General features: G+C 71.4%; 24 protein-coding genes, 1 tRNA gene and 1 pseudogene. 9 read left to right on the forward strand and 17 right to left on the reverse strand.

The window, feature by feature from the left end; all coding sequences use genetic code 11:
• Window positions 1-32: 32 nt before the first annotated feature.
• The 5 genes from MDN94_RS04755 to MDN94_RS04775 all read right to left on the reverse strand — a co-directional run bounded on the left by MDN94_RS04755 (window position 33) and on the right by MDN94_RS04775 (window position 3,621).
• Window positions 33-482 (reverse strand): organic hydroperoxide resistance protein, encoded by a 450-nt coding sequence (locus MDN94_RS04755; protein ID WP_441264993.1) that lies wholly within the window; start codon window positions 480-482, stop codon window positions 33-35.
• A gap of 68 nt (window positions 483-550) precedes the next feature.
• Entirely contained in the window at window positions 551-1,018 is a 468-nt protein-coding gene (locus MDN94_RS04760) for a MarR family winged helix-turn-helix transcriptional regulator (RefSeq protein WP_482727002.1), read from the reverse strand.
• Window positions 1,019-1,020: 2 nt separating this feature from the next.
• Window positions 1,021-1,782: an energy-coupling factor ABC transporter ATP-binding protein gene (locus tag MDN94_RS04765; RefSeq protein WP_482724713.1), complete on the reverse strand. Its 762-nt coding sequence runs from the start codon at window positions 1,780-1,782 to the stop codon at window positions 1,021-1,023.
• Window positions 1,779-2,540 carry a cobalt ECF transporter T component CbiQ gene (gene cbiQ, locus MDN94_RS04770; RefSeq protein WP_482724714.1) on the reverse strand — a complete coding sequence of 254 codons (762 nt, stop codon included), beginning with the start codon at window positions 2,538-2,540 and terminating at the stop codon, window positions 1,779-1,781. The genes MDN94_RS04765 and cbiQ overlap by 4 nt, the downstream gene beginning before the upstream one ends.
• A 1-nt stretch (window position 2,541) precedes the next feature.
• Entirely contained in the window at window positions 2,542-3,621 is a 1,080-nt protein-coding gene (locus MDN94_RS04775) for an energy-coupling factor ABC transporter permease (protein ID WP_482724715.1), read from the reverse strand.
• Window positions 3,622-3,796: 175 nt separating this feature from the next.
• Here MDN94_RS04775 and MDN94_RS04780 point away from each other — a divergent pair, with 175 nt between their 5' ends.
• On the forward strand, window positions 3,797-4,138 hold the full coding sequence (locus MDN94_RS04780; RefSeq protein ID WP_482724716.1) for an SsgA family sporulation/cell division regulator: 342 nt from the start codon (window positions 3,797-3,799) through the stop codon (window positions 4,136-4,138).
• Window positions 4,139-4,329: 191 nt separating this feature from the next.
• Here MDN94_RS04780 and MDN94_RS04785 read toward each other — a convergent pair whose 3' ends face one another.
• The gene (locus MDN94_RS04785) at window positions 4,330-6,495 is read right to left on the reverse strand and encodes an MMPL family transporter (RefSeq protein WP_482724717.1); all 2,166 of its coding nucleotides are present in this window, start codon (window positions 6,493-6,495) and stop codon (window positions 4,330-4,332) included.
• A gap of 119 nt (window positions 6,496-6,614) precedes the next feature.
• The gene (locus tag MDN94_RS04790; protein ID WP_482724718.1) at window positions 6,615-7,187 is read right to left on the reverse strand and encodes a TetR/AcrR family transcriptional regulator; all 573 of its coding nucleotides are present in this window, start codon (window positions 7,185-7,187) and stop codon (window positions 6,615-6,617) included.
• A 262-nt stretch (window positions 7,188-7,449) separates the two neighbouring features.
• Between MDN94_RS04790 and MDN94_RS04795 the strand changes: the two genes are divergently transcribed.
• A complete protein-coding gene (locus MDN94_RS04795; protein ID WP_482724719.1) occupies window positions 7,450-10,770 on the forward strand; it encodes a S41 family peptidase in 3,321 nt (1,106 codons plus the stop codon).
• 138 nt (window positions 10,771-10,908) lie between these two features.
• On the opposite strand, the gene MDN94_RS04800 is transcribed toward MDN94_RS04795, so the two are convergent.
• Window positions 10,909-11,535, reverse strand: a complete 627-nt coding sequence (locus tag MDN94_RS04800; protein ID WP_482727003.1) for a MerR family transcriptional regulator — start codon at window positions 11,533-11,535, stop codon at window positions 10,909-10,911.
• A 171-nt stretch (window positions 11,536-11,706) separates the two neighbouring features.
• On the opposite strand from MDN94_RS04800, the gene MDN94_RS04805 reads away from it, so the two are divergent.
• From MDN94_RS04805 to MDN94_RS04820, 4 genes are all read left to right on the forward strand, one after another.
• Window positions 11,707-13,287 (forward strand): flavin-containing monooxygenase, encoded by a 1,581-nt coding sequence (locus MDN94_RS04805; protein ID WP_482724720.1) that lies wholly within the window; start codon window positions 11,707-11,709, stop codon window positions 13,285-13,287.
• The gene (locus MDN94_RS04810) at window positions 13,284-14,222 is read left to right on the forward strand and encodes an alpha/beta fold hydrolase (RefSeq protein ID WP_482724721.1); all 939 of its coding nucleotides are present in this window, start codon (window positions 13,284-13,286) and stop codon (window positions 14,220-14,222) included. Before MDN94_RS04805 ends, MDN94_RS04810 begins: the two co-directional genes overlap by 4 nt.
• The gene (locus MDN94_RS04815) at window positions 14,219-15,100 is read left to right on the forward strand and encodes an SDR family oxidoreductase (RefSeq protein ID WP_482724722.1); all 882 of its coding nucleotides are present in this window, start codon (window positions 14,219-14,221) and stop codon (window positions 15,098-15,100) included. The genes MDN94_RS04810 and MDN94_RS04815 overlap by 4 nt, the downstream gene beginning before the upstream one ends.
• Window positions 15,101-15,207: 107 nt before the next feature.
• Window positions 15,208-15,441, forward strand: a complete 234-nt coding sequence (locus tag MDN94_RS04820; RefSeq protein ID WP_482724723.1) for a hypothetical protein — start codon at window positions 15,208-15,210, stop codon at window positions 15,439-15,441.
• 116 nt (window positions 15,442-15,557) lie between these two features.
• Here the strand turns inward: MDN94_RS04820 and MDN94_RS04825 are convergent, their stop codons facing one another.
• Complete coding sequence (locus MDN94_RS04825) at window positions 15,558-16,187, reverse strand: hypothetical protein (protein ID WP_482724724.1); 630 nt, start codon at window positions 16,185-16,187, stop codon at window positions 15,558-15,560.
• A gap of 453 nt (window positions 16,188-16,640) precedes the next feature.
• On the opposite strand from MDN94_RS04825, the pseudogene MDN94_RS04830 reads away from it, so the two are divergent.
• Window positions 16,641-16,754 (forward strand): annotated as a pseudogene (locus MDN94_RS04830) (helix-turn-helix domain-containing protein); the annotation flags it as partial.
• Window positions 16,755-16,922: 168 nt separating this feature from the next.
• On the opposite strand, the gene MDN94_RS04835 reads toward MDN94_RS04830, so the two are convergent.
• Window positions 16,923-17,720 carry an exodeoxyribonuclease III gene (locus MDN94_RS04835; RefSeq protein WP_482724725.1) on the reverse strand — a complete coding sequence of 266 codons (798 nt, stop codon included), beginning with the start codon at window positions 17,718-17,720 and terminating at the stop codon, window positions 16,923-16,925.
• Between the two features lie 50 nt (window positions 17,721-17,770).
• Here MDN94_RS04835 and MDN94_RS04840 point away from each other — a divergent pair, with 50 nt between their 5' ends.
• Together MDN94_RS04840 and MDN94_RS04845 are read left to right on the forward strand one after the other, a co-directional pair.
• Complete coding sequence (locus MDN94_RS04840) at window positions 17,771-18,259, forward strand: GNAT family N-acetyltransferase (RefSeq protein ID WP_482724726.1); 489 nt, start codon at window positions 17,771-17,773, stop codon at window positions 18,257-18,259.
• Window positions 18,260-18,369: 110 nt separating this feature from the next.
• Window positions 18,370-19,314, forward strand: a complete 945-nt coding sequence (locus MDN94_RS04845) for a trypsin-like serine peptidase (RefSeq protein ID WP_482724727.1) — start codon at window positions 18,370-18,372, stop codon at window positions 19,312-19,314.
• Window positions 19,315-19,607: 293 nt separating this feature from the next.
• On the opposite strand, the gene MDN94_RS04850 is transcribed toward MDN94_RS04845, so the two are convergent.
• The 7 genes from MDN94_RS04850 to galU form a co-directional block, all read right to left on the reverse strand.
• Window positions 19,608-19,681 (reverse strand) — tRNA-Ala (locus MDN94_RS04850).
• 156 nt (window positions 19,682-19,837) lie between these two features.
• Entirely contained in the window at window positions 19,838-20,953 is a 1,116-nt protein-coding gene (gene sepX / locus MDN94_RS04855) for a divisome protein SepX/GlpR (RefSeq protein ID WP_482724728.1), read from the reverse strand.
• Window positions 20,954-21,089: 136 nt separating this feature from the next.
• Window positions 21,090-21,719: a GNAT family N-acetyltransferase gene (locus tag MDN94_RS04860; RefSeq protein WP_482724729.1), complete on the reverse strand. Its 630-nt coding sequence runs from the start codon at window positions 21,717-21,719 to the stop codon at window positions 21,090-21,092.
• Window positions 21,716-22,222: a MogA/MoaB family molybdenum cofactor biosynthesis protein gene (locus MDN94_RS04865; RefSeq protein ID WP_482724730.1), complete on the reverse strand. Its 507-nt coding sequence runs from the start codon at window positions 22,220-22,222 to the stop codon at window positions 21,716-21,718. Before MDN94_RS04865 ends, MDN94_RS04860 begins: the two co-directional genes overlap by 4 nt.
• Window positions 22,219-22,728: a cyclic pyranopterin monophosphate synthase MoaC gene (gene moaC / locus MDN94_RS04870; protein ID WP_482724731.1), complete on the reverse strand. Its 510-nt coding sequence runs from the start codon at window positions 22,726-22,728 to the stop codon at window positions 22,219-22,221. The genes MDN94_RS04865 and moaC overlap by 4 nt, the downstream gene beginning before the upstream one ends.
• Before the next feature lie 72 nt (window positions 22,729-22,800).
• Complete coding sequence (gene glp / locus MDN94_RS04875; RefSeq protein ID WP_482724732.1) at window positions 22,801-24,102, reverse strand: molybdotransferase-like divisome protein Glp; 1,302 nt, start codon at window positions 24,100-24,102, stop codon at window positions 22,801-22,803.
• Between the two features lie 4 nt (window positions 24,103-24,106).
• Window positions 24,107-25,030 carry a UTP--glucose-1-phosphate uridylyltransferase GalU gene (gene galU, locus MDN94_RS04880; RefSeq protein ID WP_482724733.1) on the reverse strand — a complete coding sequence of 308 codons (924 nt, stop codon included), beginning with the start codon at window positions 25,028-25,030 and terminating at the stop codon, window positions 24,107-24,109.
• Window positions 25,031-25,064 lie beyond the last annotated feature (34 nt).

Here is a 25,064-nt window from a genome sequence, read left to right on the forward strand (position 1 = left end):
GCGGGTCGGTTCCCGCGGTCTCCCCCGGCAGGTCAGCTGAGGACGATGGAGACGTCGATGTTGTCGCGGGTCGCGTTGGAGTACGGGCAGACCTGATGGGCGGCGGCCACGAGCCGCGCCGCGAGGTCCTGGTCCACGAGCGGCAGAGAGACGTTCAGCGCGACGGCGAGCCCGTACCCGCGGGCGTTGTTGGGTCCGATGCCGACCTTGGCGGCGACGGTCGAGCCGGTGAGGTCGAGGCCCGCGCGGCGTCCGACGAGCACCAGGGCGTTATGGAAGCAGGCGCTGTAGCCGGCGGCGAAGAGCTGTTCCGGATTGGTGCCGCGGCCGTCGCCGCCGAGGGCGGGCGGCATGGCGACGCGGAGTTCGATCTGCCCGTCGTGGCTCGTCACATAGCCGTCGCGACCGCCGTGGGCGGTGGCCTCCGCCACGTACATGATCTTGGTGGGCCGGGTGTCGACCGTGTCGACCTGTTCGCTCATGCTGCGTCCCCGAGTGTGCACCGGTGCGATTACATCGCGCACAATGTATCCGAGCCCCAGCCGCGAGCCTACTCGGGGGTAGCCTTCGTCGCCGCGTCCGCGAGCCGGTGCAGATCGGCGCGGAGCCGCGCGATCTCCGCCCCCTCCAGGCCTGTGCTCACGAGCAGTTGGGCAGGCACCGCCTCGGCCTTTTCACGCATCGCCGCACCCTCCTCCGTGAGCACCAGCCGCACCGAGCGCTCATCGGCGGCGGAGCGCTCCCGGCGCACGAGACCCGCCGTCTCCAGCCGCTTCAGCAGCGGCGAGACGGTGCCGTAGTCGAGCCGCAGCGCTGCCCCCAGCTCCTTGACCGGGATCTCGCCGCGTTCCCACAGCACCAGCATCGTGAGGTACTGCGGGTAGGTCAGGCCGAGTTCGGCGAGCAGCGGCCGGTAGGCGGCCGTGACCGCCCGCTGCGCCGCGTACAGCGCGAAGCACAGCTGGTCGTCGAGCAGCAGCGACGCCGCCCCGCTCCGGTCCTCGTATCCACGCCCCATGTTCACGCGCCTATTGTCACGGACCTCGGATCGAAGCCGAAGGGCAGCTCCAGCCGGTGTGCGCGCATCAGATCGTCGTCGCCCAGCAGCTGCTGCGTGCTTCCGTCCGCGACGACGACCCCGTCGCTGAGGATCACCGAGCGTGGGCACAGCTCCAGCGCGTACGGCAGATCGTGCGTCACCATCAGTACGGTGACGTCCAACGCGCGCAGGATGTCGGCGAGTTCGCGACGCGAGGCCGGGTCGAGGTTGGACGAGGGCTCGTCGAGCACAAGGATCTCCGGCTCCATGGCGAGCACGGTCGCGACCGCGACCCGGCGGCGCTGCCCGAACGACAGATGGTGCGGCGGGCGGTCGGCGAACTCGGCCATACCGACCCGCTCCAGCGCGGCCATGACCCGGGCCTCCAGCTCGGGGCCGCGCATCCCGGCCGACGCCGGGCCGAACGCCACGTCCTCCCGGACGGACGGCATGAACAGCTGGTCGTCCGGGTCCTGGAAGACGATGCCGACGCGGCGGCGGATCTCCGCGAGGTTCTCGCGCCCGACCGGCAGCCCGGCGACGGACACCGTGCCGACCCCGCCCGCCAGGATGCCGTTGAGGTGGAGGACGAGCGTGGTCTTGCCCGCGCCGTTGGGGCCGAGGAGGGCGACCCGCTCGCCGCGCCCGACCGTCAGGTCGACGCCGAACAGAGCCTGGTGGCCGTCGGGATAGGCATACGCGAGTCCGCGCACGTCGAGAGAGGGCGGCGGCGTCACGTTCATAGCGTCCATCCCAGCAGACAGACCGCGAGAGCGGTCACGGGCAGTGCGGCGGCGTACGACCACTGGGCGCGGGTCGCCCGCACGTCGTCGAGGACCGGCATCGTGCCGGTGTAGCCCCGGCTGACCATCGCCAGGTGCACCCGTTCACCGCGCTCGTAGGAGCGGATGAACAGGGCGCCGGCGGACTTGGCCAGCACGCCCCAGTGGCGTACACCGCGCGCCTCGAAGCCGCGTGAGCGGCGGGCGATCGACATCCGGCGCATCTCGTCGGCGATGACGTCGCCGTAACGGATCATGAAGGAGGCTATCTGGACCAGCAGCGACGGCAGCCGCAGCCGCTGAAGTCCGAGGAGCAGGGAGCGCAGTTCGGTCGTCGAAGCGAGGATCACGGAGGCGGCGACACCCAGTGTGCCCTTGGCGAGGATGTTCCACGCGCCCCACAGGCCGGGGACGGAGAGGGAGATCCCCAGCACCTCGGTCTGCTCACCGGGCACCACGAACGGCATCAGCAGGGCGAAGGCCACGAAAGGGATCTCGATCAGCAGCCGCCGCAGCAGGAAGCCGGCGGGGATCCGGGCCACCGCCGCGACCGTGCCGAGCAGCACCGCGTAGAGCCCGAAGGCCCAGACCGCCTCGCGCGGGGTGGAGACCACGACGAGCACGAATCCGAGGACGGCGAGAAGCTTGCAGTGCGCCGGGAGCGCGTGCACCGGCGAGTGGCCGTGCCGGTAGAGCTTGTGGGCGTGGCCCGCACCCATGTCAGACCGATCCCTGGACGGATGCCGGTTCGGTGTCCTCGCTGCGGCGGCGGCGCACCACATAGAAGACGCCGCTGCCGAGGGCCACTGTCGCGCCGACCCCGATCACTCCGGCGAGACCGCCGGAGAGCCGGGCGTCGGAGACGTCCTTGACGCCGTAGTCGGCGAGCGGCGAGTCGGCGGCGGCGTGCTCCTCGACGGTGCGGTCGATGCCCTTGTCGGCGGCGACCTTCTCCAGACCGTCGGGGTCGGCGGAGGCGTAGAAGGAGACGAAGCCGGCCAGGACGAGACTGGTCACGAGGCCGCCGAGCCACAGCCGGCGCGATGAGCGGGCGGCGGCGGGTGCCGGTCGGGCTGCCGCCGGGGCGTCGACGAGCTCGCCGCCGACGCGGAGCTTCAGCGGTGCCGACAGGCCGCGGGCGCCGTACACCAGGTCGGGCCGTACTGCGATGACCGCGCCCACGGTCAGCATGGTGATCACGGCCTCGCCGATGCCGATGAGGACGTGGACCCCGACCATCGCGGTGAGGACTGAGCCGATCGGGACCTCGGTCAGGCCGCCGACCGCGTAGAGGATGGTGAACGCCGCGGCGGCAGCCGGGACGGACACCAGTGCCGCGACGAAGGATGCGGCCGTCACGGAGCGGCGGGTGCGCGGCAGCATCCTGACCAGGCCGCGGAAGAGTCCGTACGCGACGAGGACGGTGACGACGCCCATGACGGTGATGTTGACGCCGAGCGCGGTGAGCCCGCCGTCGGCGAAGAGGATGCCCTGCATCAGCAGGACGACGGCTATGCACAGCACGCCGGTGAACGGCCCGACGAGGACGGCCGCGAGCGCCCCGCCGAGCAGATGGCCGCTGGTGCCCGCCGCGACGGGGAAGTTGAGCATCTGAACGGCGAAGACGAACGCGGCGACGAGCCCGGCGAGCGGCGCCGTGCGGTCGGCGCCGGGAAGCTCCGCGGGGGATCCGCCGAGCTCGCGGCGGGCGCCGCGGAGGCTGACGGCGACCGCGCCGGCGGCGGCGACCCCGGCGGCCACCGAGACGGGCGTGTTGATGAATCCGTCGGGGACATGCATGGGGAGCTCCGCTTCGGACAGATGAAGAAGTGCTCAATGATAATGCCCTGCTGCAAATGACTTGCAAGAGCGCATGGACCACAAATGAACATGGTTCCACGGAGGACGACGGAGCATCCCAGCCGAAATATGGGACATTAGAGACAAAGTGGACGCGAGCGTGAGGAGCTTGCCGATGTCGCACGCCGTCAAAGAGCAGGCAAGAGGCCGGATCGTCACCGACGCTCCTCAGCACCGACCAGTGCGCGTCTTCCTCAGCTACGACCCCGCCGAGGATCCCGCCACCATCAGTTTCGCGTTCCCGAGCGGCAAGGAGTGGACGTTCCCGCGTGAACTCCTCGAGTCGGGGCTGCGGGCGCCCACCCGGGACGGGGACATCGGCATCTGGCCCTGCGGACGCGTCCAGGCGATCATCGAGTTCCACACCTCGGACGGTGTCGCGGTGGTCCAGTTCGACTCGCAGACGCTGATCCGGTTCCTCCGCCACACCTACGCGCTGACCGCTCCGGCGCTCTGAGGCCCGGTGTTCCACGGACACACAGCTGAAGAGGTGGCCGTATCCGCGTGCGGATACGGCCACCTCTTTCCGTGACGGCCCCCGTCCCCACGGTGCCGTCGCGGCGCCGGAGGCCCGCTCTCCCGGTGACGCGGCGAAGGCCGCGCCACCGGGCACCTCCGGAGTTCATGTCCTCCCTGGTCACGGGAGCGTCAGACGCGGACCAACTCGCGGTCCCCGTCCGGGTCGCCGGGACTCTCGGCGAGCTCCTTGCGGAGCTTCTCGCCCTCCACGTCGACGTTCGGCAGCACCCGGTCCAGCCAGCGGGGCAGCCACCAGGCCTTGTGGCCGAGCAGGGCCAGTACCGCCGGCACGATCGCCATACGGACCACGAACGCGTCGAAGAAGACCGCGATCGCGAGGCCGAAGCCGATCATCTTGACCATCTGCTCGCTGGAGCCGATGAAACCCGAGAAGACAGCGATCATGATGACGGCCGCTGCCGCCACCACCCGGGTCCCGTGGCGGAAGCCGGTGACGATCGCCTCGCCGGGCCGCTCACCGTGGACGTACGCCTCCCTCATCCGCGTGACCAGGAAGACCTCGTAGTCCATGGCGAGACCGAAGACGACGCCCACCATGAAGATCGGCATCATCGACATGATCGGGCCGGTCTGCTCGACGCCGAAGACCGAGCCCAGCCAGCCCCACTGGAAGACGGCCACGACCGCGCCGAGTGCCGCGACGACCGAGAGCAGGAATCCGAGGGCCGCCTTGAGCGGCACCAGCACCGACCGGAAGACCACCATCAGCAGCAGGAAGGCGAGACCCACGACGAGCGCCAGGTAGGGCAGCAGCGCGTCGTTCATCTTCTGCGAGAAGTCGATGTTCATCGCGGTGGCGCCGGTGACGAGGACCTCGTCACCGCTCCGGTCGCGGATGTCGTGCACCAGGTCCTCGGTCTGGACCGAGGACGGCCGGTCCTTGGGGATGACCGTGATCATCGCGGTGTCGGCGGCCTTGTTGAGGGTCGGCGGGGTGACGGCGGCGGCGCCGTCGAGGCCCTTGATGACCTCGACCGTGCGGTCCGCCACGCTCTTGTCGCCGTCGACGACCACCATCAGCGGGCCGTTGAAACCGGGGCCGAAGCCGTCGGAGAGCAGGTCGTACGCCTTGCGCTGGGTGGTGCTCGTGGGCTGCGCGCCGTCGTCGGGGAGACCCATCTCCAGCGACGCGGCCGGTATCGCGATGGCCCCGAGGCCCACGACGCCCGCGAGCAGCACGGCGACCGGGCGGCGCAGCACGAAGCGCGCCCAGCGGGTGCCGGCGTTCGGCTTGTCGGAGACCGGCGCGCCCTTGCGCACCTTGCGGCCGAGCACCCGCTTGCCCGCGAAGCCCAGCAGCGCCGGGATCAGGGTGAGGGCGATCAGGACGGCGATGACGACGGTGCCGGCGGCGGCGAAGCCCATCTTGGTGAGCATCGGGATGTTCACCACGGCCAGGCCGACGAGGGCGATGACCACGGTCAGTCCGGCGAAGACGACCGCGGACCCCGCGGTGCCGACGGCCCGTCCGGCCGCCTCCTCGTGCTCCTTGCCCTCCGCCAGCTCGGCGCGGTAGCGGGAGACGATGAACAGCGCGTAGTCGATGCCGACCGCCAGGCCGATCATCATCGCGAGGGTCGAGGTGGTGGAGCCGAGGTCGAGGACATTCGCCAGGGCGGTGATCGTCGAGATGCCGATGCCCACGCCGATGATCGCGGTGAGCAGCGGCAGTCCGGCGGCGACCAGCGAACCGAAGGTGATGACGAGGACGATGCCCGCGACGACGACGCCGATGATCTCGCCGGCCCCGGTCTCCGGGACCGCTTGCAGCGCGTCGCCGCCGATCTCCACCGTCAGGCCCGCTTCGCGCGCCTCGGTACCCGTCTCCTCCAGCGCCTCCCGCGTCGCGTCGGTCAGCTCCATCGAGCTGACGGCGTAGGTGACGGAGACGTACGCGGTGGAGCCGTCCCGGGAGACGGCCTTCGCGGTGTACGGGTCGGTGACCGCCGCGATCTGGTCGGAGCCGTCCTTGAGTTCGGAGACGGCCTTGTCCACCTCGGCACGGTGACCGGCATCGGTCATCTTCTCGCCGTCGGGGGCCTTGAAGACGACCCGGGCGGTGGCGCCGTCGGCGCTGCCGCCGGGGAAGCGCTCCTCCAGCAGGTCGAAGGCCTTCTGGGCCTCCGTCCCCGGAATGGAGAAGGAAGAGGAGGTGGCGGTGGACGCGGTGGCCGCGCCGACGCCGGCGACGGCGAGCAGCGCCACCCACAGCAGGGCGACGAGACGGCGGCGGCGGAAGGCCGACCGTCCTAGCTTGTAGAGAAACGTGGCCACGAGGGCTACTCCCGTATATGAGGGTGAACAGGGCATGGGGAGCCGGCCCGACGACGAGAGCGGCGCGCGTCAGGTGCTGTGCTGTGGTGCAGCGGGGAGGGTGTGGCGACCCGGGGAGGTCAGACGCCGAGGGCGGGGAGGACCACGGCGTCGAGATAGTCGGTGAGGAAGGCTTGGTCGGGTGTGCGGTCCTCGATCAGATGCCGGACGACGAACGCGCCGACCAGCATGTGCGGTACGTACCCCAGTGCCGGGTTGTCCGCTCTGACCTCGCCCCGGCCCACGGCCCGCCGCAGCAGCGCGTCGAGTCCGGTGATCTCGGGCTCGATGAGCAGCTCACGCAGGGCCTCGTGGAGATCGGGATGGGCGTGGATCGCCTGGGCCAGACCCCGCATCAGGGCGGAGTCCTTCTCCATCTGACAGTCGTCGGTACGTTCGATCATGGCGTGGAAGTCGCCGCGCAGGGTGCCGGTGTCGATGTCGCCGACATGCACCGGCTTCCCGTGCTTCAGCGCCGTGGCGACCAGCTCGGGCTTGCTCTTCCACTGGCGGTAGAGCGTGGCCTTGCTGGAGCGCGTACGGGCCGCCACGGCGTCCATGGTGAGGGCGTCGTAGCCGACCTCGCGGAGCAGGTCGAGCACGGCTTCGTACAACTGCGCCTCGCGCTCCGGGGTGAGCCGGCTGCGTGTCATGCCTGCCTCCCGGTCGAAGTCGATCGAACGAAACTGTTTCGTACACTTCGAGACTACCCGGGGCCCCATCGAAACGAAACCGTTTCGCTTGTGGTCTGGGTCACGGACGTTCCCGGCCGCAGAGGTTCGCGTCACGGACGGTGCCGGCCACGGACGTTTCCTCCCGGTCAGGGCCCACCGCGCCGCGCCGCGCTTCGGAGGCCCGGCGTTTCACCCCGGCCCACGAGTTGCCGCGGCCCTTGGGCGCGGAAAGCATTGGGGGGTGAGTGACGACGCCGCGTATCTCCGCTACCCGCATCTGTACGGCGACCTGCTGTGCTTCGCCGCCGAGGACGACCTGTGGATCGCGCCACTGGTCCCTGAGGGGAAACAGCCCGACCGGGCATGGCGGCTGACCGTCGACCGCACCAGGGTCGGGCACCCCCGCTTCTCGCCCGACGGCCGGCACATCGCCTACACGAACTGGCGCAGCCTCGACCCGGAGATCCATCTCGCGCCGGTCGAGGGCGGCCCCGCGCGCAGGCTCAGCTACTGGGGCTCGACCGACACCCGCGTCTGCGGCTGGACCCCCGACGGCCAGATCCTCGCCGTCTCCTCGCACGGCCAGCCCTTCTCGTACTTCTCCTGGGCCTACAGCGTCCCGACCGACGGCTCTCCCGGCGGCCGGCTCCCCTGGGGACCGGTCTCCGACATCGCCGTCACCGACGAGTCCGAGGGCCCCTCCCACCCCGGCGGGACCGGCTGCGAACGGCGCACACTGCTGCTCACCGGCAAGCCGCCGCACGAACCCGCCGCGTGGAAGCGCTACCGCGGCGGCGCGACCGGCCGGCTGTGGCTGCACGGCGAGCAGTTGCTCCCCGACCTGAACGGGCACCTCGACTGCCCCATGTTCATCCACGGCAACGGCGCCACCCGGTGGTCGGAGGACGACGGCCGGATCGCGTTCCTCTCCGACCACGAGGGCGTGGGCAACCTCTACTCCTGCCGCCCCGACGGAACGGGACTGCTGCGCCACACCGACCACGACGGCTTCTACGCCCGGCACGCCGCGAGCGACGGCCACCGGGTCGTGTACCAGTGCGGCGGCGACCTGTGGATCGTCGAGGACCTGAACACGCCCGACTCGGCGCCGCGCAAGCTCGAGGTGCGGCTGGGCGGGCCGCGCGCCGGACGCCGCACCTACCAGGTGCCCGCCGCCAGCCATGTGGGCGCGATCTCGGTCGACGAGACGGGGCGTGCCAGCGCCGTCAACGTGCGCGGCAGCCTGTACTGGCTCACCCACCGCGACGGCCCCGCCCGCACCATCGCGGACACCCCCGGCGTGCGGGTACGGCTGCCTGCGATGCTGGGCAGCGGCGGGCAGGTCGCCTACGTCACGGACGCGGACGGCGAGGACGCCGTCGAGATCGCGTACCTGCCGCGGGCGACCGGCGACCGTGAGCCGCGCCGGCTCGCGTCGGGACAGCTGGGGCGGGTGCTGGAGATGGCCGCCGACAGCGAGGGCGAACGGATCGCCATCGCGTCCCACGACGGCAGGCTGCTCCTGATCGACACCACGGAGGAGTCCACGGGCGAGGTCACCGAACTGGTCCGCTCCGCCAACGGGCCCGTGCGGGACCTGTCGTTCTCCCCCGACGGGCACTGGCTGACCTGGTCGCACCCCGGCATCGGACGCTCGCTTCGGCAGATCAGGATGGCCCGGATCGCCGACCGCACGATCGTCGACGTCACCAACGGACGCTTCGAGGACGAGAACCCGGTCTTCACCCGCGACGGCCGCTATCTCGCCTTCCTCTCCTGGCGCGGCTTCGACCCGGTGTACGACGTGCACACCGGCGACCTGTCCTTCCCGCTCGGCTGCCGCCCCTACCTGGTGCCGCTGTCCTCCGCGACGCCCTCGCCCTTCGCCCTCACACCGGAGGGCCGGCCGGCCGCCGGCGGGCTCGACCCGCTGGAGGAGGCTCCCGACAGCGCGGTGCTCGTCGAGATCGAGGGCCTGGAGAACCGGGTCACCCCGTTCCCGGTCGCCGCCTCCAAGTACTCGGCGCTGCACGCGGTCGCCGGCGGCGGCCTCGTCTGGCTGCGCTGGCCCATCTCCGGCGCGCTGGGCGAGACGTTCGTCAACCCGGCCGACACCTCCGGCAGGCCCACGCTGGAGCACTTCGACATCACCAAGGCACGGAGGACCGAACTCGTCGGCCATCTCGACTGGTTCGCCGTGAGCGGTGACGGAACCCGGCTCGTCGTCGTCGACGAGGGCGACCTGCGTGCCGTGCCCGCCACGGAGACCGGCGACCTCGACTCCACCGTCTTCCTCGACCTGCGCCGCATCCTGCACGAGGTGGACCCGGTGGCCGAATGGCGCCAGGCCTACGCGGAGGCCGGCCGCATCATCCGCGCCTACTTCTGGGAACCGGACATGTGCGGGATCGACTGGGACGGTGTGCTGGAGCAGTACCGGCCGCTGGTCGAACGGGTCGCCTCCCCCGACGAGTTCGCCGACCTGATGCGCGAGGTCCTCGGTGAACTGGGCACCTCCCACGCCTACGTCACCGGCGCCCGGCGCAACGAAGGGCCGCCGCACTACCAGCGAGCCATGGGTCTGCTGGGGGCGAACCTCGTCTGCCGGGACGGGAAATGGGTGGTCAAGCGCATCCTGCCGGGGGACTCCTCCGACTCCAAGGCCCGCTCCCCGCTGGCCGGTACGGGAATCAGGGAGGGCGCGGTCCTCACCCACGTGGACGGCCGCCCGGTCGACGCGGTCGCGGGACCGTACCCGATGCTCTCCGCGGCGGGCGGTACGACGGTCGAGCTGACGTTCCTGCCCGCGGAGGAGGAGGAAGAGGGCAGCGGCCCCCCGCGCCGGGTGGCGATCGTCCCGCTGATCGACGAGCGGCCGCTGCGGTACCAGGACTGGGTGGCCAAACGGCGCGCGGTGGTACGGGAGCTCAGCGGCGGCAAGTGCGGCTACCTGCACATCCCGGACATGGGCGGCTCGGGCTGGGCGCAGTTCAACCGCGACGTGCGGATGGAGGTCTCCCGGCCGGCGCTCATCGTGGATGTCCGCGGCAACGCCGGCGGCCACATCAGCGAGCTGGTCATCGAGAAGCTGACTCGCAGGATCCTGGGCTGGGACCTCACCCGCAACGCCCAGCCGGTCTCGTACACCTCCAACGCGCCGCGCGGGCCGGTCGTCGCGATCGCGGACGAGGCGACCTCGTCGGACGGGGACATGATCACGGCGGCGTTCAAACTGCTGGGCCGCGGCCCGGTGGTGGGCACCCGCACCTGGGGCGGCGTGGTCGGCATGACGGGCCGTCACCGGCTGGGCGACGGCACGGTGATCACGGTTCCGATGAACGCGGCATGGTTCGACGCCTACGGCTGGTCGATCGAGAACCACGGCGTCGAACCGGACGTGTACGCGCTGCGAACGCCACTGGACTGGGCGGAGGGGCGCCACGTGGGCCTCGACGACGCGATCCGGCTGGCCCTGGACATGCTCAAGGCGGCTCCGGCCGCGGTGCCCCCGGACTACTCCGAGGTCCCCGACCTGCGCAGGCCGCCGCTGCCACCGCGCTGAACAGTCCTCCGGGCCGGCCCGGTCATGTCCCCGTAACGGTGCCGGAGCCGCCGGTTCGGGACTGGTCCGGCCTCCGGTTCGGGCCCGGCCACGCCTCCTGACCTGGGGCGCGGTCAGGCCTCCTGACGGGGGGCGCGGTCAGGCCGGAGGTGTCCGGCGCAGGCGGCGGTCCATCGCCAAGGACAGCTCGGCCTCCACCACGCTCTTCGCGAGCGGGCGGAGCCTGTCCAACTCCCCGTCGGCACTGTGGGTGGTGAGCACGTCGACGAACAGTCCGGCCAGGGCCTCCGCGTGGACACGGACCCGGCGGCCCGCATCCAGCACCACCGACAGCGGCACACCTTCGCGCACCAGCGCGGCGGAGACGTCCAGCAGCCGGCGGCTGATGTGGACGATCTCCTCGCCGTCCGTGGCCAGATAGCCGAGCTCCAGCGCGGTGGCCAGGTTCTCCGGGGTGACCTGCCCCTCGAAGTAGTCGGCCAGCGCTTCGGGGGTGAGGCGGACGGGGGTCTCCTCCGTGGGTTCGCCGAGGCCGAGGACCTCGCCCACGTCCCGCCCGCTCTCGAAGGCGGTGGCCAGGTCGGCGATGCCGTTGAGGGTGTGTCCGCGCTCCAGCAGGGCGGCGATCGTGCGGAGCCTGGCGAGGTGGTGCTCGTCGTACCAGGCGATCCTGCCCTCCCGGCGGGGCGGTTGTATCAGCCCCCGCTCCCGGTAGAAGCGCAGGGTGCGCACCGTGATGCCGGCCTTCTCGGCCAATTCCTCCATGCGGTACTCACGCGCTTCCTTCACAACAGAAGCCTATGTTGTACCGCCGGTAACTTGTGGCCTCCTACCCCTACCGCTCGGTATGGAGCTGCTCTACCCTCCCAACCATGCCAGTGATCGCTGGCAACGTTTTGTGTTCGGTACGGGACCGTTCCAGCGGGAGGCGGCGGCATGGGCCAGCAGCAGCACGAGCACGTACGAGTGGCGGTGATCGGATCCGGATTCGGGGGCCTCGGCGCAGCCGTCCGGCTGCGCCGCGAGGGGATCACCGACTTCGTCGTCCTGGAGCGGGCGGACTCGGTCGGCGGCACCTGGCGGGACAACGACTACCCGGGCTGCGCCTGCGACGTCCCGTCGCACCTGTACTCGTTCTCCTTCGCCCCCAACCCCGACTGGCCCCGGACCTTCTCCGGCCAGGAGCACATCCGCGCCTACCTGGAGTACGTGGCCGACACTTTCCGGCTCCGTCCGCACCTGCGGCTGAAGCACGAAGTGCTGATGATGCGCTGGGACACCGACGAACTGCGCTGGGAGATCGAGACCTCGCAGGGCACGCTCACCGCCGATGTCGTCGTCTCCGCGACCGGGCCGCTGTCCGACCCGAAGATGCCCGACATCCCGGGCCTCGCCGGCTTCCCCGGCAAGGTCTTCCACTCCGCCCGCTGGGACCACGACTACGACCTGCGCGGCAAGCGCGTCGCGATGGTCGGCACCGGCGCGTCCGCGATCCAGATCGTGCCGGCGATCCAGCCCGAGGTCGGAAAGCTCATCCTCTTCCAGCGCACACCTCCGTGGGTGATGCCGCGCGTCGACCGGAAGATCTCGGGGGCGGAGCGCTGGCTGCACCGGCAGCTGCCGTTCACGGGCACCGCGCGGCGCGGACTGCTGTGGGGCATCCGTGAGTTGCAGGTCCAGGCGTTCACCAAGCGGCCGAACGAGCTCGGGCTGGTCGAGCAGCTCGCCAAGGCCAACATGCGCAAGGCGATCAAGGACCCGGCGCTGCGGGCGAAGCTGACGCCCGACTACCGCATCGGCTGCAAGCGCATCCTGCTCTCCAGCACGTACTATCCGGCGCTCGCGCAGCCCAATGTGGAAGTGGTCGCCTCAGGGCTGACCGAGGTGCGCGGCTCCACCGTCGTGGCCGGTGGGGGCACCTCCCAGGCCGGAGGCTCTGAGGGAGGGACGGAGGCCGAGGTCGACGCGATCGTCTTCGGCACCGGCTTCCACGTCACCGACATGCCGATCGCCGAACGGGTCGTCGGCGCGGAGGGCATCACGCTCGCCGAGGCGTGGAAGGGCGGCATGGAGTCGCTGCGCGGCGCGACCGCCGCCGGCTTCCCCAACTGGATGACCATCATCGGTCCGAACACCGGGCTCGGGAACTCGTCGATGATCCTGATGATCGAGTCCCAGCTGAACTACATGGCCGACTACATGCGGCAGTTGAACCTGCTCGGCGCCGGCTCCGCACTCGCCGCCCGGCCCTCTGCCGTCCACGCGTGGAACCGGCGGGTGCAGGAGCGGATGAAACGGACCGTGTGGAACACCGGCGGCTGCACCAGCTGGTACCTCGACCAGAACGGCCGCAACACCACCATCTGGCCCGGCACCACCACCGAGTTCCGGGGTGCGACCCGGCACGTGGACCTCGCCGAGTACGAGGTGGTCCGGGCCGGCGCCGGCAAGCAGCCGGTGGAGTCCGTCGGCGCGACGGCCGCCAAGGGCGCGACGGACGCAGAGGCCGTCGCATGATCCCCCAGCGCCTCCGGCCTGGGAGGTACCCCCGGCTGCTGCGTCGCAACGACGCCCCGCCCGTCGCAGACCGTGAGCTGACCGCGGTCTCCGCCGACGGAGCACGTATTCACGTCGAGGTGCACGGCCCCGAGGGAGCCCCCACCGTCGTACTGGCCCACGGCTGGACCTGCTCCACCCTCTTCTGGGCGGCCCAGATACGGGAGCTCGTCCCCGACCACCGCGTCGTCGTCTACGACCAGCGGGGCCACGGGCGCACTCCGGCGGGGGCGGTGGGCACCGAGCGGCTGGCCGACGACCTGGAGGCAGTGCTCCGAGCCGTCCTCGCGCCGGGCGAGAAGGCCGTGCTCGGCGGTCATTCCATGGGCGGCATGACGATGATGGCCGCGGCGGGCCGGGCCGGCTTCCGCGAGCACGCGGCGGCCGTGCTGCTGTGCAGCACCGGCAGCGCCCGGCTGGTCGAGGAGTCCGTCGTACTGCCGATGCGGCCGGGCCGGCTGCGGACCAGGCTCACGCATCTGATCCTCGGGGCCCGCGCGCCCCTCGGCCCGGTCACGCCCGTGTCCCGGAGCATCCTCAAGTACGGGACGATGGGCCCCGGTTCCTCGCCGGAGCGGGTCGACGAGTGCGCGCGCATCGTGCACGCCTGCCCGCGGGCCTCCCGGGTGGCCTGGTCACAGGTCCTCGGCGAACTCGACCTCGACAAGGGCGTACGGGCTTTGGACGTGCCCGCGATCGTCGTCGGCGGCACCGCCGACCGGCTCACGCCGATGGTGCACGCCAGGCGGCTGGCCGCCGAACTCCCGCAGTGCCTCGAACTGGTGGAGCTCGCGGGGATGGGTCACATGACACCGGTGGAGGCCCCCGAGGCCGTCACCGCCAAGATCCGCGAGCTGACCGGCGCGTACCTGGGCACGAAGGAGGAGGCAGCATGAGCAGGGTGAGCCTGGAAGGGCAGGTCGCGGTCGTCACGGGCGCGGCGCGGGGCGTCGGCGAGCTGCTGGCGCGCAAATTGTCCGCGCGCGGCGCGAAGGTGGCGCTGGTCGGCCTCGAGCCGGACGAACTGAAGAAGGTCTCCGAGCGGCTCCACAGCGAGAGCGACCACTGGCACGCGGACGTCACCGACCACGAGGCGATGGCCAAGGTCGCGCAGGAGGTCAAGGAGCGTTTCGGCAAGGTCGACATCGTCGTCGCCAACGCGGGTGTGGCGTCCGGCGGCCCGTTCCTGCACTCGGACCCGGACGCCTGGCGGCGGGTCATCGAGGTCAACCTGATCGGCAGCGCCGTGACGGGGCGGGCGTTCCTGCCCGTACTCCTGGAGAGCCGCGGGTACTTCCTCCAGATCGCGTCGCTCGCCGCCATCACGCCCGCGCCCATGATGTCGGCCTACTGCGCGTCCAAGTCGGGTGTGGAGGCGTTCGCGCACAGCCTGCGGGCCGAGGTCGGCCACCGCGGTGTACGCGTCGGTGTCGGCTATCTGTCGTGGACGGACACCGACATGGTGCGCGGCGCCGACCAGGACGAGGTGATGCGCGAACTCCGGCAGCGTCTGCCGTGGCCGTCGAACCGCACCTATCCGCTCGGCCCCGCGGTGGACCGGATCGTCGCCGGCATCGAACGCCGTTCCTCGCACGTGTACGCGCAGTGGTGGCTGAGGGGGATGCAATCGATCCGCGGCTGTCTTCCTGCGGTCATCGGGACGGCGGGACAGCGCGAGATGCGCCGGTTCGAACCGCGTCTCGACGGCGTCTCCACGGGCCTCGTGGGGGCCGGCGGGGCGGCCGACGAAGCGGGCCGGAAGCAGAACCACTGAGCGTAACTGATCGAAATGCGTGCTTTGTCCGTGCGTGCAACGCTGGTCGCAGCCCCGGGGGCATGACTGCCCCCGACCCCCCACACCCCTCTTAGGAGTGACATTTCATGGGCATCTCAGACCAGTTCAAGGACAAGGCGCAGGAGCTCGCGGACCAGGCGAAGCAGAAGGCCGGCAAGGGAGACCAGTCGGAGCGCGCACGCCGCGCACGCGAAGAGGTCTCCGAGCGCACCCAGCAGGGTCGCGAGCAGCAGGGCGCCCGGTCCCGGGAGTCCATGCAGGAGCGTGGCGAGAGCGCGATGCGCGAGCGCCGCGGCAGGGTCGAGGACTACGACGCCTGACGAGGCCTCGTAGCACCACCGACGACGGGCGCACCCGCAACAACCGCGGGTGCGCCCCTCTTTGCGTGGGCCGGGTCACCGGGCCGGACGCCCCGTGCCGCCCGGCCCGGCTGCGATCACCGGCCCGTCGAGGGTGCCGGCCCGCGCCGTCCCTGTCCGGGGCTCGGCCCGCCGTCGACGAAGCGGCGCCCACCGGCCGCTGCCGGACCTCCGCGACGGCGAGGTATGCCGTCGACGTGAGCCGCGCCGTGGCGCCTGCGACCCGCGGCCGACGCGCGAGTGCGCGTCCCGAAGGGGACAGGGCCGTGCCCGCACGGACCGAGCACGGGACTGAGGCTGTGCTCGACCCCGCCGCCGAGAGGGAACGCGTCGGTGGCGCACGCACGCCTGTCGAGGACATCGCCCATGGCGATGTGCACGTCGGCCGCGTCGGCCCGCGGCCCGCGCGCCAGATCCACCCTCACCCGAGCCGGCACCCGGTGCCCGACCGGCTCGGGCCACACCAGGCCCTCCGCCTCCGGGAAGTGGCGCACGAAGTCCCGCTCCAGCCCATGCGCCGGACGCGGATCGGAGCGGTGGAGGCGCCCCTGGTCCCGGTGCCACAGGGCGATGACGTTCCCGGCGCCGTAGGGGGACCAGTCGACCTGCCACACCGCGGCGTACGCCGTGAGCCGGTCCCCGTCGTAGAGCACCGGGCCGGGATCGGCGCCGACGACGACCGGCTCGCGGCGTACGAGCGGTGGCACCGCCCGATGCCGCCCCCGGTCGCCGAAGCGCTGCGTGCCGGCCCGGCCGCACTGGCTTCGCGCGCGGCGGACGCCCTCGTCGACCACTTCACCGCGGCGCCGGCCCCGGAGTGGGACGCGGGTCCGTGCCGTCCTCCAGGACGAGGTCAGCCACCGCGCCGAGAAGATGGCCGGTCTCGGCGCGGGAGCCATGATCGACGACTTGGGGGACGGGGTGCGCAGGCAACGATGAGATCCGCATCGCCCGCCCGTACGACGTGGTCGTCGACCGGACCACCGACGGTTTCGTCCTGGTGCCCTCCACCGCCGTGGACACACAAGTCCTTTTCAGCGCCGAGCATCCGCGGCCGCCCGTCCTGACCTACCCCGCGCGCGGGTGTCTCCCGGCTACGGGGTTCCTCGAAGGAACAGGGCGACGACGCGCTACGTGAACTGATCGGCGAGACATGGGCGATGCCGCTCGCCGACCGCGACGAACCCCGCTCCACCTCGGAGTTGAGCCGGGACATGGCTCTGGCGCCCGCGACGGTCTCCTACCACCTGGGGATCCTGCGCCGGGCCCGGCTGGTCCGCAGCCGCCGGCGACGCCGCGCGATGCTCTACCAGCAGTGCCCGCTCGGCACCCGGCTGCTGGACCGGGACCCGGCGACGCGGGCGACCTGGGTGACCCGGGCGAGAACCGACGCACAGGGCGGCCCGGCCGAGAGCCGACCGACCGCGTCGTCCGAACCGGGCCTACAGGCCGTAGACGGCCGTCACCGGCGCGTGGTCCGACCAGCGTTCGCCGTGCGTCGCCGCCCGCTCCACCCATGCCTTCACCGCGCGCCGCGCCAGACCTGCCGTCGCCACCTGGTAGTCGATGCGCCAGCCCGAGTCGTTGTCGAAGGCCCGCCCGCGGTAGGACCACCAGGTGTACGGGCCTTCCTGGTCCGGATGGAGGCCGCGGACCACGTCCACGTACTCCGCCTCGGAGAAGACCCGGCCGAGCCACTCCCGCTCCTCGGGAAGGAAGCCGGAGTTCTTCCGGTTGGCCCTCCAGTTCTTGAGGTCGGCCTCCTGGTGGGCGATGTTCCAGTCGCCGCAGACCACGACCTCGCGGCCGTCCGCCGCCGACCGGGCCCGCAGTTCCTTCAGGTACGGCAGGAACTCGCTCATGAAGCGCATTTTCTCGTCCTGGCGCTCCGTGCCGACCTCGCCGGACGGCAGATACAGGCTCGCCACCGTGACACCGGGCAGGTCGGCCTCGACGTACCGCCCACTGCGGTCGAACTCGCTCGAGCCGAACCCGATGCGCACCGCGTCCGGTTCACGCCGCGTGTACAGCGAGACGCCGGCACGGCCCTTCGCGGCCGCCGGGGCGTGCGCCGTGAACCAGCCCTCGGGGTTACGGACCTCCGGGGGCAGCTGATCGGCCTCGGCGCGCACCTCCTGGAGGCAGATCACGTCGGCGGCGGTGGTGTCCAGCCACTCGACGAAGCCCTTTTTCGCGGCGGCACGGAGACCGTTCACATTCACGGAGGTCACGGTGAGCATCCCGGCACCATACCGGCCGACACCATTCGCATACACGTACGCTTCTGAGCATGCATGTCAGAACCGTGAGCTTCGACCACCCCGACGCCGTGAAGCTCAATGACCAGGTCCAGCTGGAATACGTGGAGCGATACGGGGACGGCGAGGGCGACGCGACGCCGCTCGACGCCTCGATGTTCGCCCCGCCGAGTGGCCTGTATCTCATCGCCTACGACAACCAGGACCGCCCGCTGGCGACCGGCGGATGGCGCACCCAGGACGAGAACCCGGAGGGGTACTCGGACGGCGACGCCGAACTGAAGCGCATGTACGTGATCCCGGAGGCACGCGGCCTGGGTCTGGCCCGCCGCATCCTTGCCGCACTGGAGGAGGACGCCCGCGGGGCCGGCCGGACCCGCATGGTGCTGGAGACCGGGGACATGCAGCCGGAGGCGATCGCGCTGTACACCTCCAGCGGCTACGTGCCGTGCGCGAAATTCGGCCACTACCGGGAGTACGAGAACAGCCTCTGCATGGCGAAGTTCTTGACGCGCCCCTGACATAAGTTCGCGATTCGTGGCACTCTGCCTCACGCACGTCGATCCGCACCGCCCTGTCCCCCACCCCGCCCGAGGCATCCCGCGGGCGGGCACGGCAGAAGGAGACATGCGTGAGACGCCACCGCTTTGCCACCTCGGTCCTGACCGCCGTCGGCGCCCTGCTCGCCGGGGCCCTGTCCGCCACCTCCGCCGGCGCCACCCCGCCCCCCTCCCCCACTCCCGCGTCCTTCGCCCCCGAGCAGGCGGCCGAGGGCTTCTGGACCGCCGAGCGGATGCGGAGCGCCACCCCGCTCGACGTGATCCGCGCCACGCCGGGTTCCTTCCGGGCACCCGCCTCACCGGCCGGCGAGGAGACGGTCGTGGGGCCCACGGCCTTCCCGCAGGCCGGCGGCCCGTGGACGGGCGGCGGCTCGGTGGTGAAGACCTCCGGTCGCGTGTTCTTCACCTTCCAGGGCCGCACCGCCTCCTGCTCCGGCAACTCGGTCACCAGCACCAACGGCAGCACCGTCATGACGGCCGGTCACTGCGTGAAGTACCAGGGCTCCTGGCACACCAACTGGGTCTTCGTCCCCGGCTACGACAACGGCCAGGCGCCGTACGGCCAGTGGAGCGCGACCAAGACACTCGCAACGGATCAGTGGGCGGCGAGCGAGGACATCAACTACGACGTCGGCGCCGCCGTCGTCGCCCCGCTGAACGGAAAGACACTCAGCCAGACCGTCGGCGCCCAGGGCCTGAAGTTCAACGGCGGTTACAACAAGGCGATGTACGCCTTCGGCTTCCCCGCCGCCTCCCCGTACGACGGCTCCAAGCTCATCCACTGCAGCGGCAACAGCTCGAAGGACTTCCTCTTCTCCCAGGACCACAGCCTCGGCTGCAACATGACGGGCGGCTCCAGCGGCGGCCCCTGGTTCGAGTCCTTCAACGAATCCACCGGGACGGGTCTGCAGGTCTCCGTGAACAGCTTCGGCTACACGTTCCTGCCGAACCGCATGTTCGGCCCGTACTTCGGGGCGGAGGCGAAGGCCGTCTACGACAAGGCGCAGGTGTCGTGAGGGAGTGCCTCATGGCGTGAGGCCCTCCCCGAGTGCCTCATGGCGTGAAGCCGTCCCGGACCGACACGGGTCGGGGCCCTGCGGAAGATCCGCCGAGGCTTTGCCGAACGGACCGTCCGGCAAGGCGGTCACCGTCGGCCCGCCGCAGCTGTCACGGCTCCGTAGGGCCCGCGCCCGCCGCGGCTCATGGACCCGTCAGGGACGATCGGGTCTCGGCCGGTTGCCTCACCCGGCTGCCGCATGAATGGCGAGAGCCCCAGTCGGAGGAATCCGACTGGGGCTCTCAGCTGCGGTGGACCTGTGGGGATTTGAACCCCAGACCCCCTCGATGCGAACGAGGTGCGCTACCAGACTGCGCCACAGGCCCTTGCAACGAGTGAAACTCTAGCATCCCGATCGGGGTGCTTGGAAATCCGTTCCCCGCTGGTCACCCCGCCGGTCTTCTTGCTGGTCACGGACGACGCCCGGGGGCGCTGCCGGTCTTTCGGCGGCGCCCCCGGGCGGTCTCGTTCCGCATGCGTCGTCACTCGTTGGCAGCGCGCGGCCGGTCCTCGTCCGCGTACTGGTCGAAGAGTGGTGTGCGACCCCGGTCGCGGGCGCGGCGGGACGGGGAGGGGGTGCGGCGGCCCGGCGCGGCGCCGGCTTCGGGGTCCGGTGTCTCGCGCGGGTCGGGCGCCGGCTCGGCCACCGAGGAGCGGGCGGCGCTCCAGGTCTCCGGGTCGCTGACGTCGACGCCGCTCGACGCGCGCGGCGCGACCGGAGCGGTGACGTACGTGGGCAGCGGGACCGGCACCGGCTCCCAGCTGTCGCCGGTCACGGGTCCGCGCTGGCGCTGCTGGTCCACCCATTCCGCGTGATCGGTCTGCTCGACCAGCGCGCGGCGGCCCGCCTCCTGCGGTGAGAGCTTCGGCGCCGGCTCCGGCTCGGCGTCCTCGGCCTGCTCCATGGGCTCCCCCGGATCGGCCGCGGCGGTCGCCGGCTGGTGCCGGCGCGGGCGGTTCTCGCGCAGCCGCTGCGCCGCCGCCTCCGCCCGCCTCCGGTCCATGGTGAACGCGAAGCGCCGCCGCTCCTGGGCGCGCATCTGCACGATGTAGGCGCTGAGGAGCACGGCCGGCAGGGCGGGCGCCCAAAGGAGCCCCAGTCCGCCGACTGCGGCGACCACCGCGCCGAGGGTGAAGGCGAGGAAGAGGACGATTGTCGTCCGTCTGCGCCGGGCAAGGACCTTGCTGCGCCGCGCGCGCTCGGCGGCCGCGGCACGGTCGGACCGGCGGCGTGGGGCGGGGCGCCGGGCGGGGGTCCGGCCGGCGGGCCGGTCCGTCTCCTGCTCGGCGTCCTCGGACACGTCCCGGTGGACTTCGGTGCGGGGCGCGGCGAAGGCCCGGACGTCCACGGAACTCAAACGGTCCGTGTCAGCGTCCGGGTCCACGTCGTGCTCGGGCTGCTCAGCGGTGCGTTCCCGCAGCTCCTTGGCGTACCGGCGCTCCATCGCCGCTCGTCCGGACAGCAGCCGGATGGCGGTGGAGAAGCGTTCCGTCGGACGGGCTTCGTTCAGCTCGTCCTGCCTGCGGAGCCACATCGGCACCAAGTAGGCGGCCCAGGCCCCGACGATGACTGCGTAGATGAGGCCGCTGCTGCTCACGCAACACACCGTAGAGGGATTTGCACAAGGGCATCCGCCAATTGGCCCGGTGTGTCGCACGATCTGGCTGATATCACGGACTTTTTTTGTGATTGTTCAGATCGGTTCATGGCCACCGCTGACCAATTTCGAACACTTATTTTATTTCCCGGGCGGTTCCGGGTCGTGCCTGGTGCCAACGGTTGAGCAACCCCTCCGGCACCTCCTCGGCCGTCAGCGCGAACACCAGGTGATCCCGCCAGGCGCCGTCGATGTGGAGATAGCGGGGCCGCAGGCCCTCTTCACGGAATCCGAGTTTCTCCACCACGCGGCGGCTCGGCCCGTTCTCGGGCCGAATGCAGACCTCGATGCGGTGCAGACCGACCGAACGGAAACAGTGGTCCACGGCCAGGGCGACGGCCGTCGGCATGACCCCGCGGCCGGCGACGCTCCGGTCGACCCAGTAGCCGACATGCCCGGAGCACATCGAGCCCCAGGTGATCCCGGCCACGGTCAACTGACCGACGAACCTGCCCTGGTACTCGATCACGAACGGCAGCATCCGGCCCGCGTTCGCCTCTGCGCGCAGATGGCGGACCATCTGCCGGTACGTCGGCCGCTGGATGAGCGGACCGCCCGGCGCCGGGGGCGGGATCGTCGCCTCCCAGGGACGCAGCCAGTCGCGGTTGCGCCGGTTGACCTCACGCCAGGTGCGCTGGTCCCGCAGCTTTATGGGGCGGAGGGTGATGTCACCGTCCACCAGGACGACCGGCCAGCTGACGCTCATGACGGGCCGGGATGGTCGCCGCCGCGCAACTGGTCGACGGCATGGCGCAGGATCTGCTCCAGCACCGCGAGCCCGTCCCGCACGCCCCCGGTGGAGCCGGGCAGGTTGACGATCAGCGTGCGGCCGGCGACGCCGGCGACCCCGCGCGAGAGCACGGCGGTGGGCACCTTCTCGCGCCCGTACGCGCGGATCGCCTCCGGAATGCCGGGGACCTCGTGGTCGAGGAGGGCGCGGGTCGATTCGGGCGTGCGGTCGGTGGGCGAGACGCCCGTACCGCCGGTGGTGACGATGACGTCGTACCGGTCGGCCACTCCGTCGCGCAGCGCCTCGCCGACCGGGTCTCCGTCGGGGACGACCCTCGGGCCGTCCACGGCGAAGCCCATCTCGGTGAGCTTCTCGGCGATGAGCGGGCCGCCGGTGTCCTCGTACACGCCGGCCGCCGCCCGGTTGGAGGCGGTGACCACGAGCGCGCGGTACGGGGCCGTGGCGTGGGCGGCGGTCATGCGTGCGCTCCTTCTGCTCCCTCGTGTCCTTCGCGGGTCCAGTCGCCGGACTTGCCGCCCGTCTTCTCCTCGACGCGGATGTCGGTGATCACCGCCGCCTTGTCGACGGCCTTGATCATGTCCACGACCGTGAGAGCGGCGACGGAGACCGCCGTGAGCGCCTCCATCTCCACGCCCGTGCGGTCCGTCGTCTTCACAGTGGCCGCGATCTGCACCGCGTCGTCGGCGACGAGAAGGTCGAGCTTCACACCGGAGACCGCGAGGGGGTGGCAGAGCGGGATCAGGTCCGGGGTGCGCTTAGCGCCCATGATCCCGGCGATCCGTGCCGTGGCGAGCGCGTCTCCCTTGGGGACGCCCTCGCCGCGCAGCAACTCCACGACGTGAGGCGAGACCAGGACGCGGCCGGTGGCACGTGCGGTACGGGCGGTGACGTCCTTCCCGGATACGTCGACCATGCGGGCCGCCCCCGCCTCGTCGATGTGCGTCAGCCTGCCTTGCGTACTCATGCGCGCCTGTGCTCCCGGTCCGGTCCCGTCAGGGCCTGTGTGGTCAGACACGGTACCGCCACAGGGGGCCGGTCAGCCCAGGAGGACCACGCCGACCTCCGTGCCGGGCTCCACCGAGGTGTCGGACTCCGGGACGACGATCAGGCAGTCGGCGTGGGCGAGCGCCGCGATCAGATGGGAGCCCGAGCCGCCGACGGGGGTGACGCTGCCGGCCTCCGCGTCGTACCTGCCCCGGAGGAACTGGCGCTTGCCGGCCGGGGAGCCGATGGCCTTGTCCGCCTTGAGCACGGCCCGCGCGGTGGGGCGGTGCACGTCCGGCAGGCCCATGAGCGCGCGGATCGCGGGCCGGACGAACAACTCGAAGGAGACATAGGACGACACCGGGTTGCCGGGCAGGGCCAGCAGCGGTGTGCGCTCGGGGCCGATGGAGCCGAAGCCCTGCGGCTTGCCCGGCTGCATCGCGAGCCTGCGGAAGTCGATCCCGCTGCCGGGCACGTCCTCGTCGCCGACCGAGGAGAGCGCCTCCTTGACCACGTCGTACGCTCCGACGCTGACGCCGCCCGTGGTGACCAGCAGGTCGGCGCGGATCAGCTGGTCCTCGATGGTGGCGCGCAGGATCTCCGCGTCGTCGGTGACCGCGCCGACCCGGTAGGAGATCGCGCCCGCGTCCCGCGCGGCGGCGGCGAGGGCGAAGCTGTTGGAGTCGTAGATGCTGCCCTCGGTCAAGTCCTCGCCGGGCTGGACCAGTTCGCTGCCGGTCGACAGAACCACCACGCGGGGCCGGGGGCGAACCCGCACGGTGCCGCGGCCGATGGCGGCGAGCAGGCCGATCTGGGGCGGGCCGAGGACCGTGCCGGCCGCGAGAGCCAGGTCGCCCGCCTGCACGTCGCTGCCCCGGGCACGCACATGCGCACGCTCCTCGACGGGCCGGTGCACGCGGACCTCGCCGCTCGCCCCCGCCGGGTCCTCTCCGGCGGGGCGCATCGCCTGAGCCGCTCCCCCGCCGGTGCCGCCGTCGGTCCACTCCACGGGTACCACGGCCTGCGCGCCGGGCGGCAGCGGGGCTCCGGTCATGATCCGGGCGGCCTGGCCGGGGCCGACAGTGGGCAGGCCGCCGCTGCCGGCGGCCACGTCCCCGATGACGGTCAGGACGGAGGGGAACTCCTGCGTGGCGCCCGCGACATCTGCGACGCGGACCGCGTACCCGTCCATGGAGCTGTTGTCGAACGGTGGCAGCGCGACGGGGACGGTGACGTCCTCCACGAGGACACAGCCCTGAGCGTCCGGCAGCTGAAGCTCGATCGGGTCGAGCGGGCGGATCGCGGCGAGGATGTCCTCGAGGTGGTCGTCCACCGACCAGGTCGTGCTGCTCACGGTCCTACATCTCCTCGTTCACAAAACTGCGAAGCCAGTCCCGGAACTCCGGGCCCAGGTCTTCACGTTCGCATGCGAGTCTGACAATGGCACGCAGATAGTCGCCGCGGTCACCGGTGTCATAGCGGCGGCCCTTGAAGATCACTCCGTGGACCGGGCCGCCGTGGCTCGACTCCGTGGCGGCGGACTGGTCCGCCTCCGTAAGCTTCTGGAGAGCGTCGGTGAGCTGGATCTCGCCGCCGCGGCCCGGCTCCGTCTCCCGCAGTACGCCGAAGATGCCGGCGTCGAGGACGTAGCGGCCGATGATCGCCAGGTTGCTGGGCGCGTCCGCGGTCTCCGGCTTCTCCACCAGGTCGGTGATCTTGACGACGTCGCTGTCACGGGTGGGCTTCACGGCGGCGCAGCCGTAGAGGTGGATCTGCGCCGGGTCGACCTCCATCAGCGCGATGACGCTGCCGCCCTCGCGCTCCTGGACCTCGACCATGCGGGCGAGCAGGGGGTCGCGCGGATCGATCAGGTCGTCGCCGAGGAGAACCGCGAAGGGCTGGTCGCCGACGTGCGGCTCGGCGCACAGGACGGCGTGACCGAGGCCGCGCGGGTCGCCCTGGCGCACGTAGTGCATCGTCGCCAGGTCGCTGGACTCCTGGACCCTCGCGAGCCTGCCGGCGTCGCCCTTGCGGGACAGCGCCTCCTCGAGCTCGTAGTTGCGGTCGAAGTGGTCCTCGAGCGGACGCTTGTTGCGTCCCGTGATCATCAGTACGTCGGAGAGGCCGGCCGAGACGGCCTCCTCCACCACGTACTGGATCGCCGGCTTGTCGACCACAGGCAGCATCTCTTTGGGCGTGGCTTTCGTGGCAGGCAGGAACCGGGTGCCGAGGCCTGCGGCTGGGATGACAGCCTTGCTGATCCTGGGGTGCGACTGAGTCATGCGCAGCACCCTATCCGCTGAGTTGGGCGGAAGA

It is taken from the genome of Streptomyces sp. WAC00040 (assembly GCF_056835925.1).

Excerpts from the sequence above, each read along its gene's own strand:
- MDN94_RS04780 (WP_482724716.1), top strand. The coding sequence starts at position 3,797 with ATGTCGCACGCCGTCAAAGAGCAGGCAAGAGGCCGGATCGTCACCGAC.
- MDN94_RS04800 (WP_482727003.1), bottom strand. The coding sequence starts at position 11,535 with ATGGAGGAATTGGCCGAGAAGGCCGGCATCACGGTGCGCACCCTGCGC.
- MDN94_RS04755 (WP_441264993.1), bottom strand. The coding sequence starts at position 482 with ATGAGCGAACAGGTCGACACGGTCGACACCCGGCCCACCAAGATCATG.
- MDN94_RS04775 (WP_482724715.1), bottom strand. The coding sequence starts at position 3,621 with ATGCATGTCCCCGACGGATTCATCAACACGCCCGTCTCGGTGGCCGCC.
- MDN94_RS04840 (WP_482724726.1), top strand. The coding sequence starts at position 17,771 with ATGCATGTCAGAACCGTGAGCTTCGACCACCCCGACGCCGTGAAGCTC.
- moaC (WP_482724731.1), bottom strand. The coding sequence starts at position 22,728 with ATGAGTACGCAAGGCAGGCTGACGCACATCGACGAGGCGGGGGCGGCC.
- MDN94_RS04835 (WP_482724725.1), bottom strand. The coding sequence starts at position 17,720 with ATGCTCACCGTGACCTCCGTGAATGTGAACGGTCTCCGTGCCGCCGCG.
- MDN94_RS04805 (WP_482724720.1), top strand. The coding sequence starts at position 11,707 with ATGGGCCAGCAGCAGCACGAGCACGTACGAGTGGCGGTGATCGGATCC.
- cbiQ (WP_482724714.1), bottom strand. The coding sequence starts at position 2,540 with ATGGGTGCGGGCCACGCCCACAAGCTCTACCGGCACGGCCACTCGCCG.
- MDN94_RS04790 (WP_482724718.1), bottom strand. The coding sequence starts at position 7,187 with ATGACACGCAGCCGGCTCACCCCGGAGCGCGAGGCGCAGTTGTACGAA.
- MDN94_RS04815 (WP_482724722.1), top strand. The coding sequence starts at position 14,219 with ATGAGCAGGGTGAGCCTGGAAGGGCAGGTCGCGGTCGTCACGGGCGCG.
- galU (WP_482724733.1), bottom strand. The coding sequence starts at position 25,030 with ATGACTCAGTCGCACCCCAGGATCAGCAAGGCTGTCATCCCAGCCGCA.
- MDN94_RS04865 (WP_482724730.1), bottom strand. The coding sequence starts at position 22,222 with ATGACCGCCGCCCACGCCACGGCCCCGTACCGCGCGCTCGTGGTCACC.
- MDN94_RS04760 (WP_482727002.1), bottom strand. The coding sequence starts at position 1,018 with ATGGGGCGTGGATACGAGGACCGGAGCGGGGCGGCGTCGCTGCTGCTC.
- MDN94_RS04860 (WP_482724729.1), bottom strand. The coding sequence starts at position 21,719 with ATGAGCGTCAGCTGGCCGGTCGTCCTGGTGGACGGTGACATCACCCTC.
- MDN94_RS04820 (WP_482724723.1), top strand. The coding sequence starts at position 15,208 with ATGGGCATCTCAGACCAGTTCAAGGACAAGGCGCAGGAGCTCGCGGAC.
- MDN94_RS04765 (WP_482724713.1), bottom strand. The coding sequence starts at position 1,782 with ATGAACGTGACGCCGCCGCCCTCTCTCGACGTGCGCGGACTCGCGTAT.
- MDN94_RS04810 (WP_482724721.1), top strand. The coding sequence starts at position 13,284 with ATGATCCCCCAGCGCCTCCGGCCTGGGAGGTACCCCCGGCTGCTGCGT.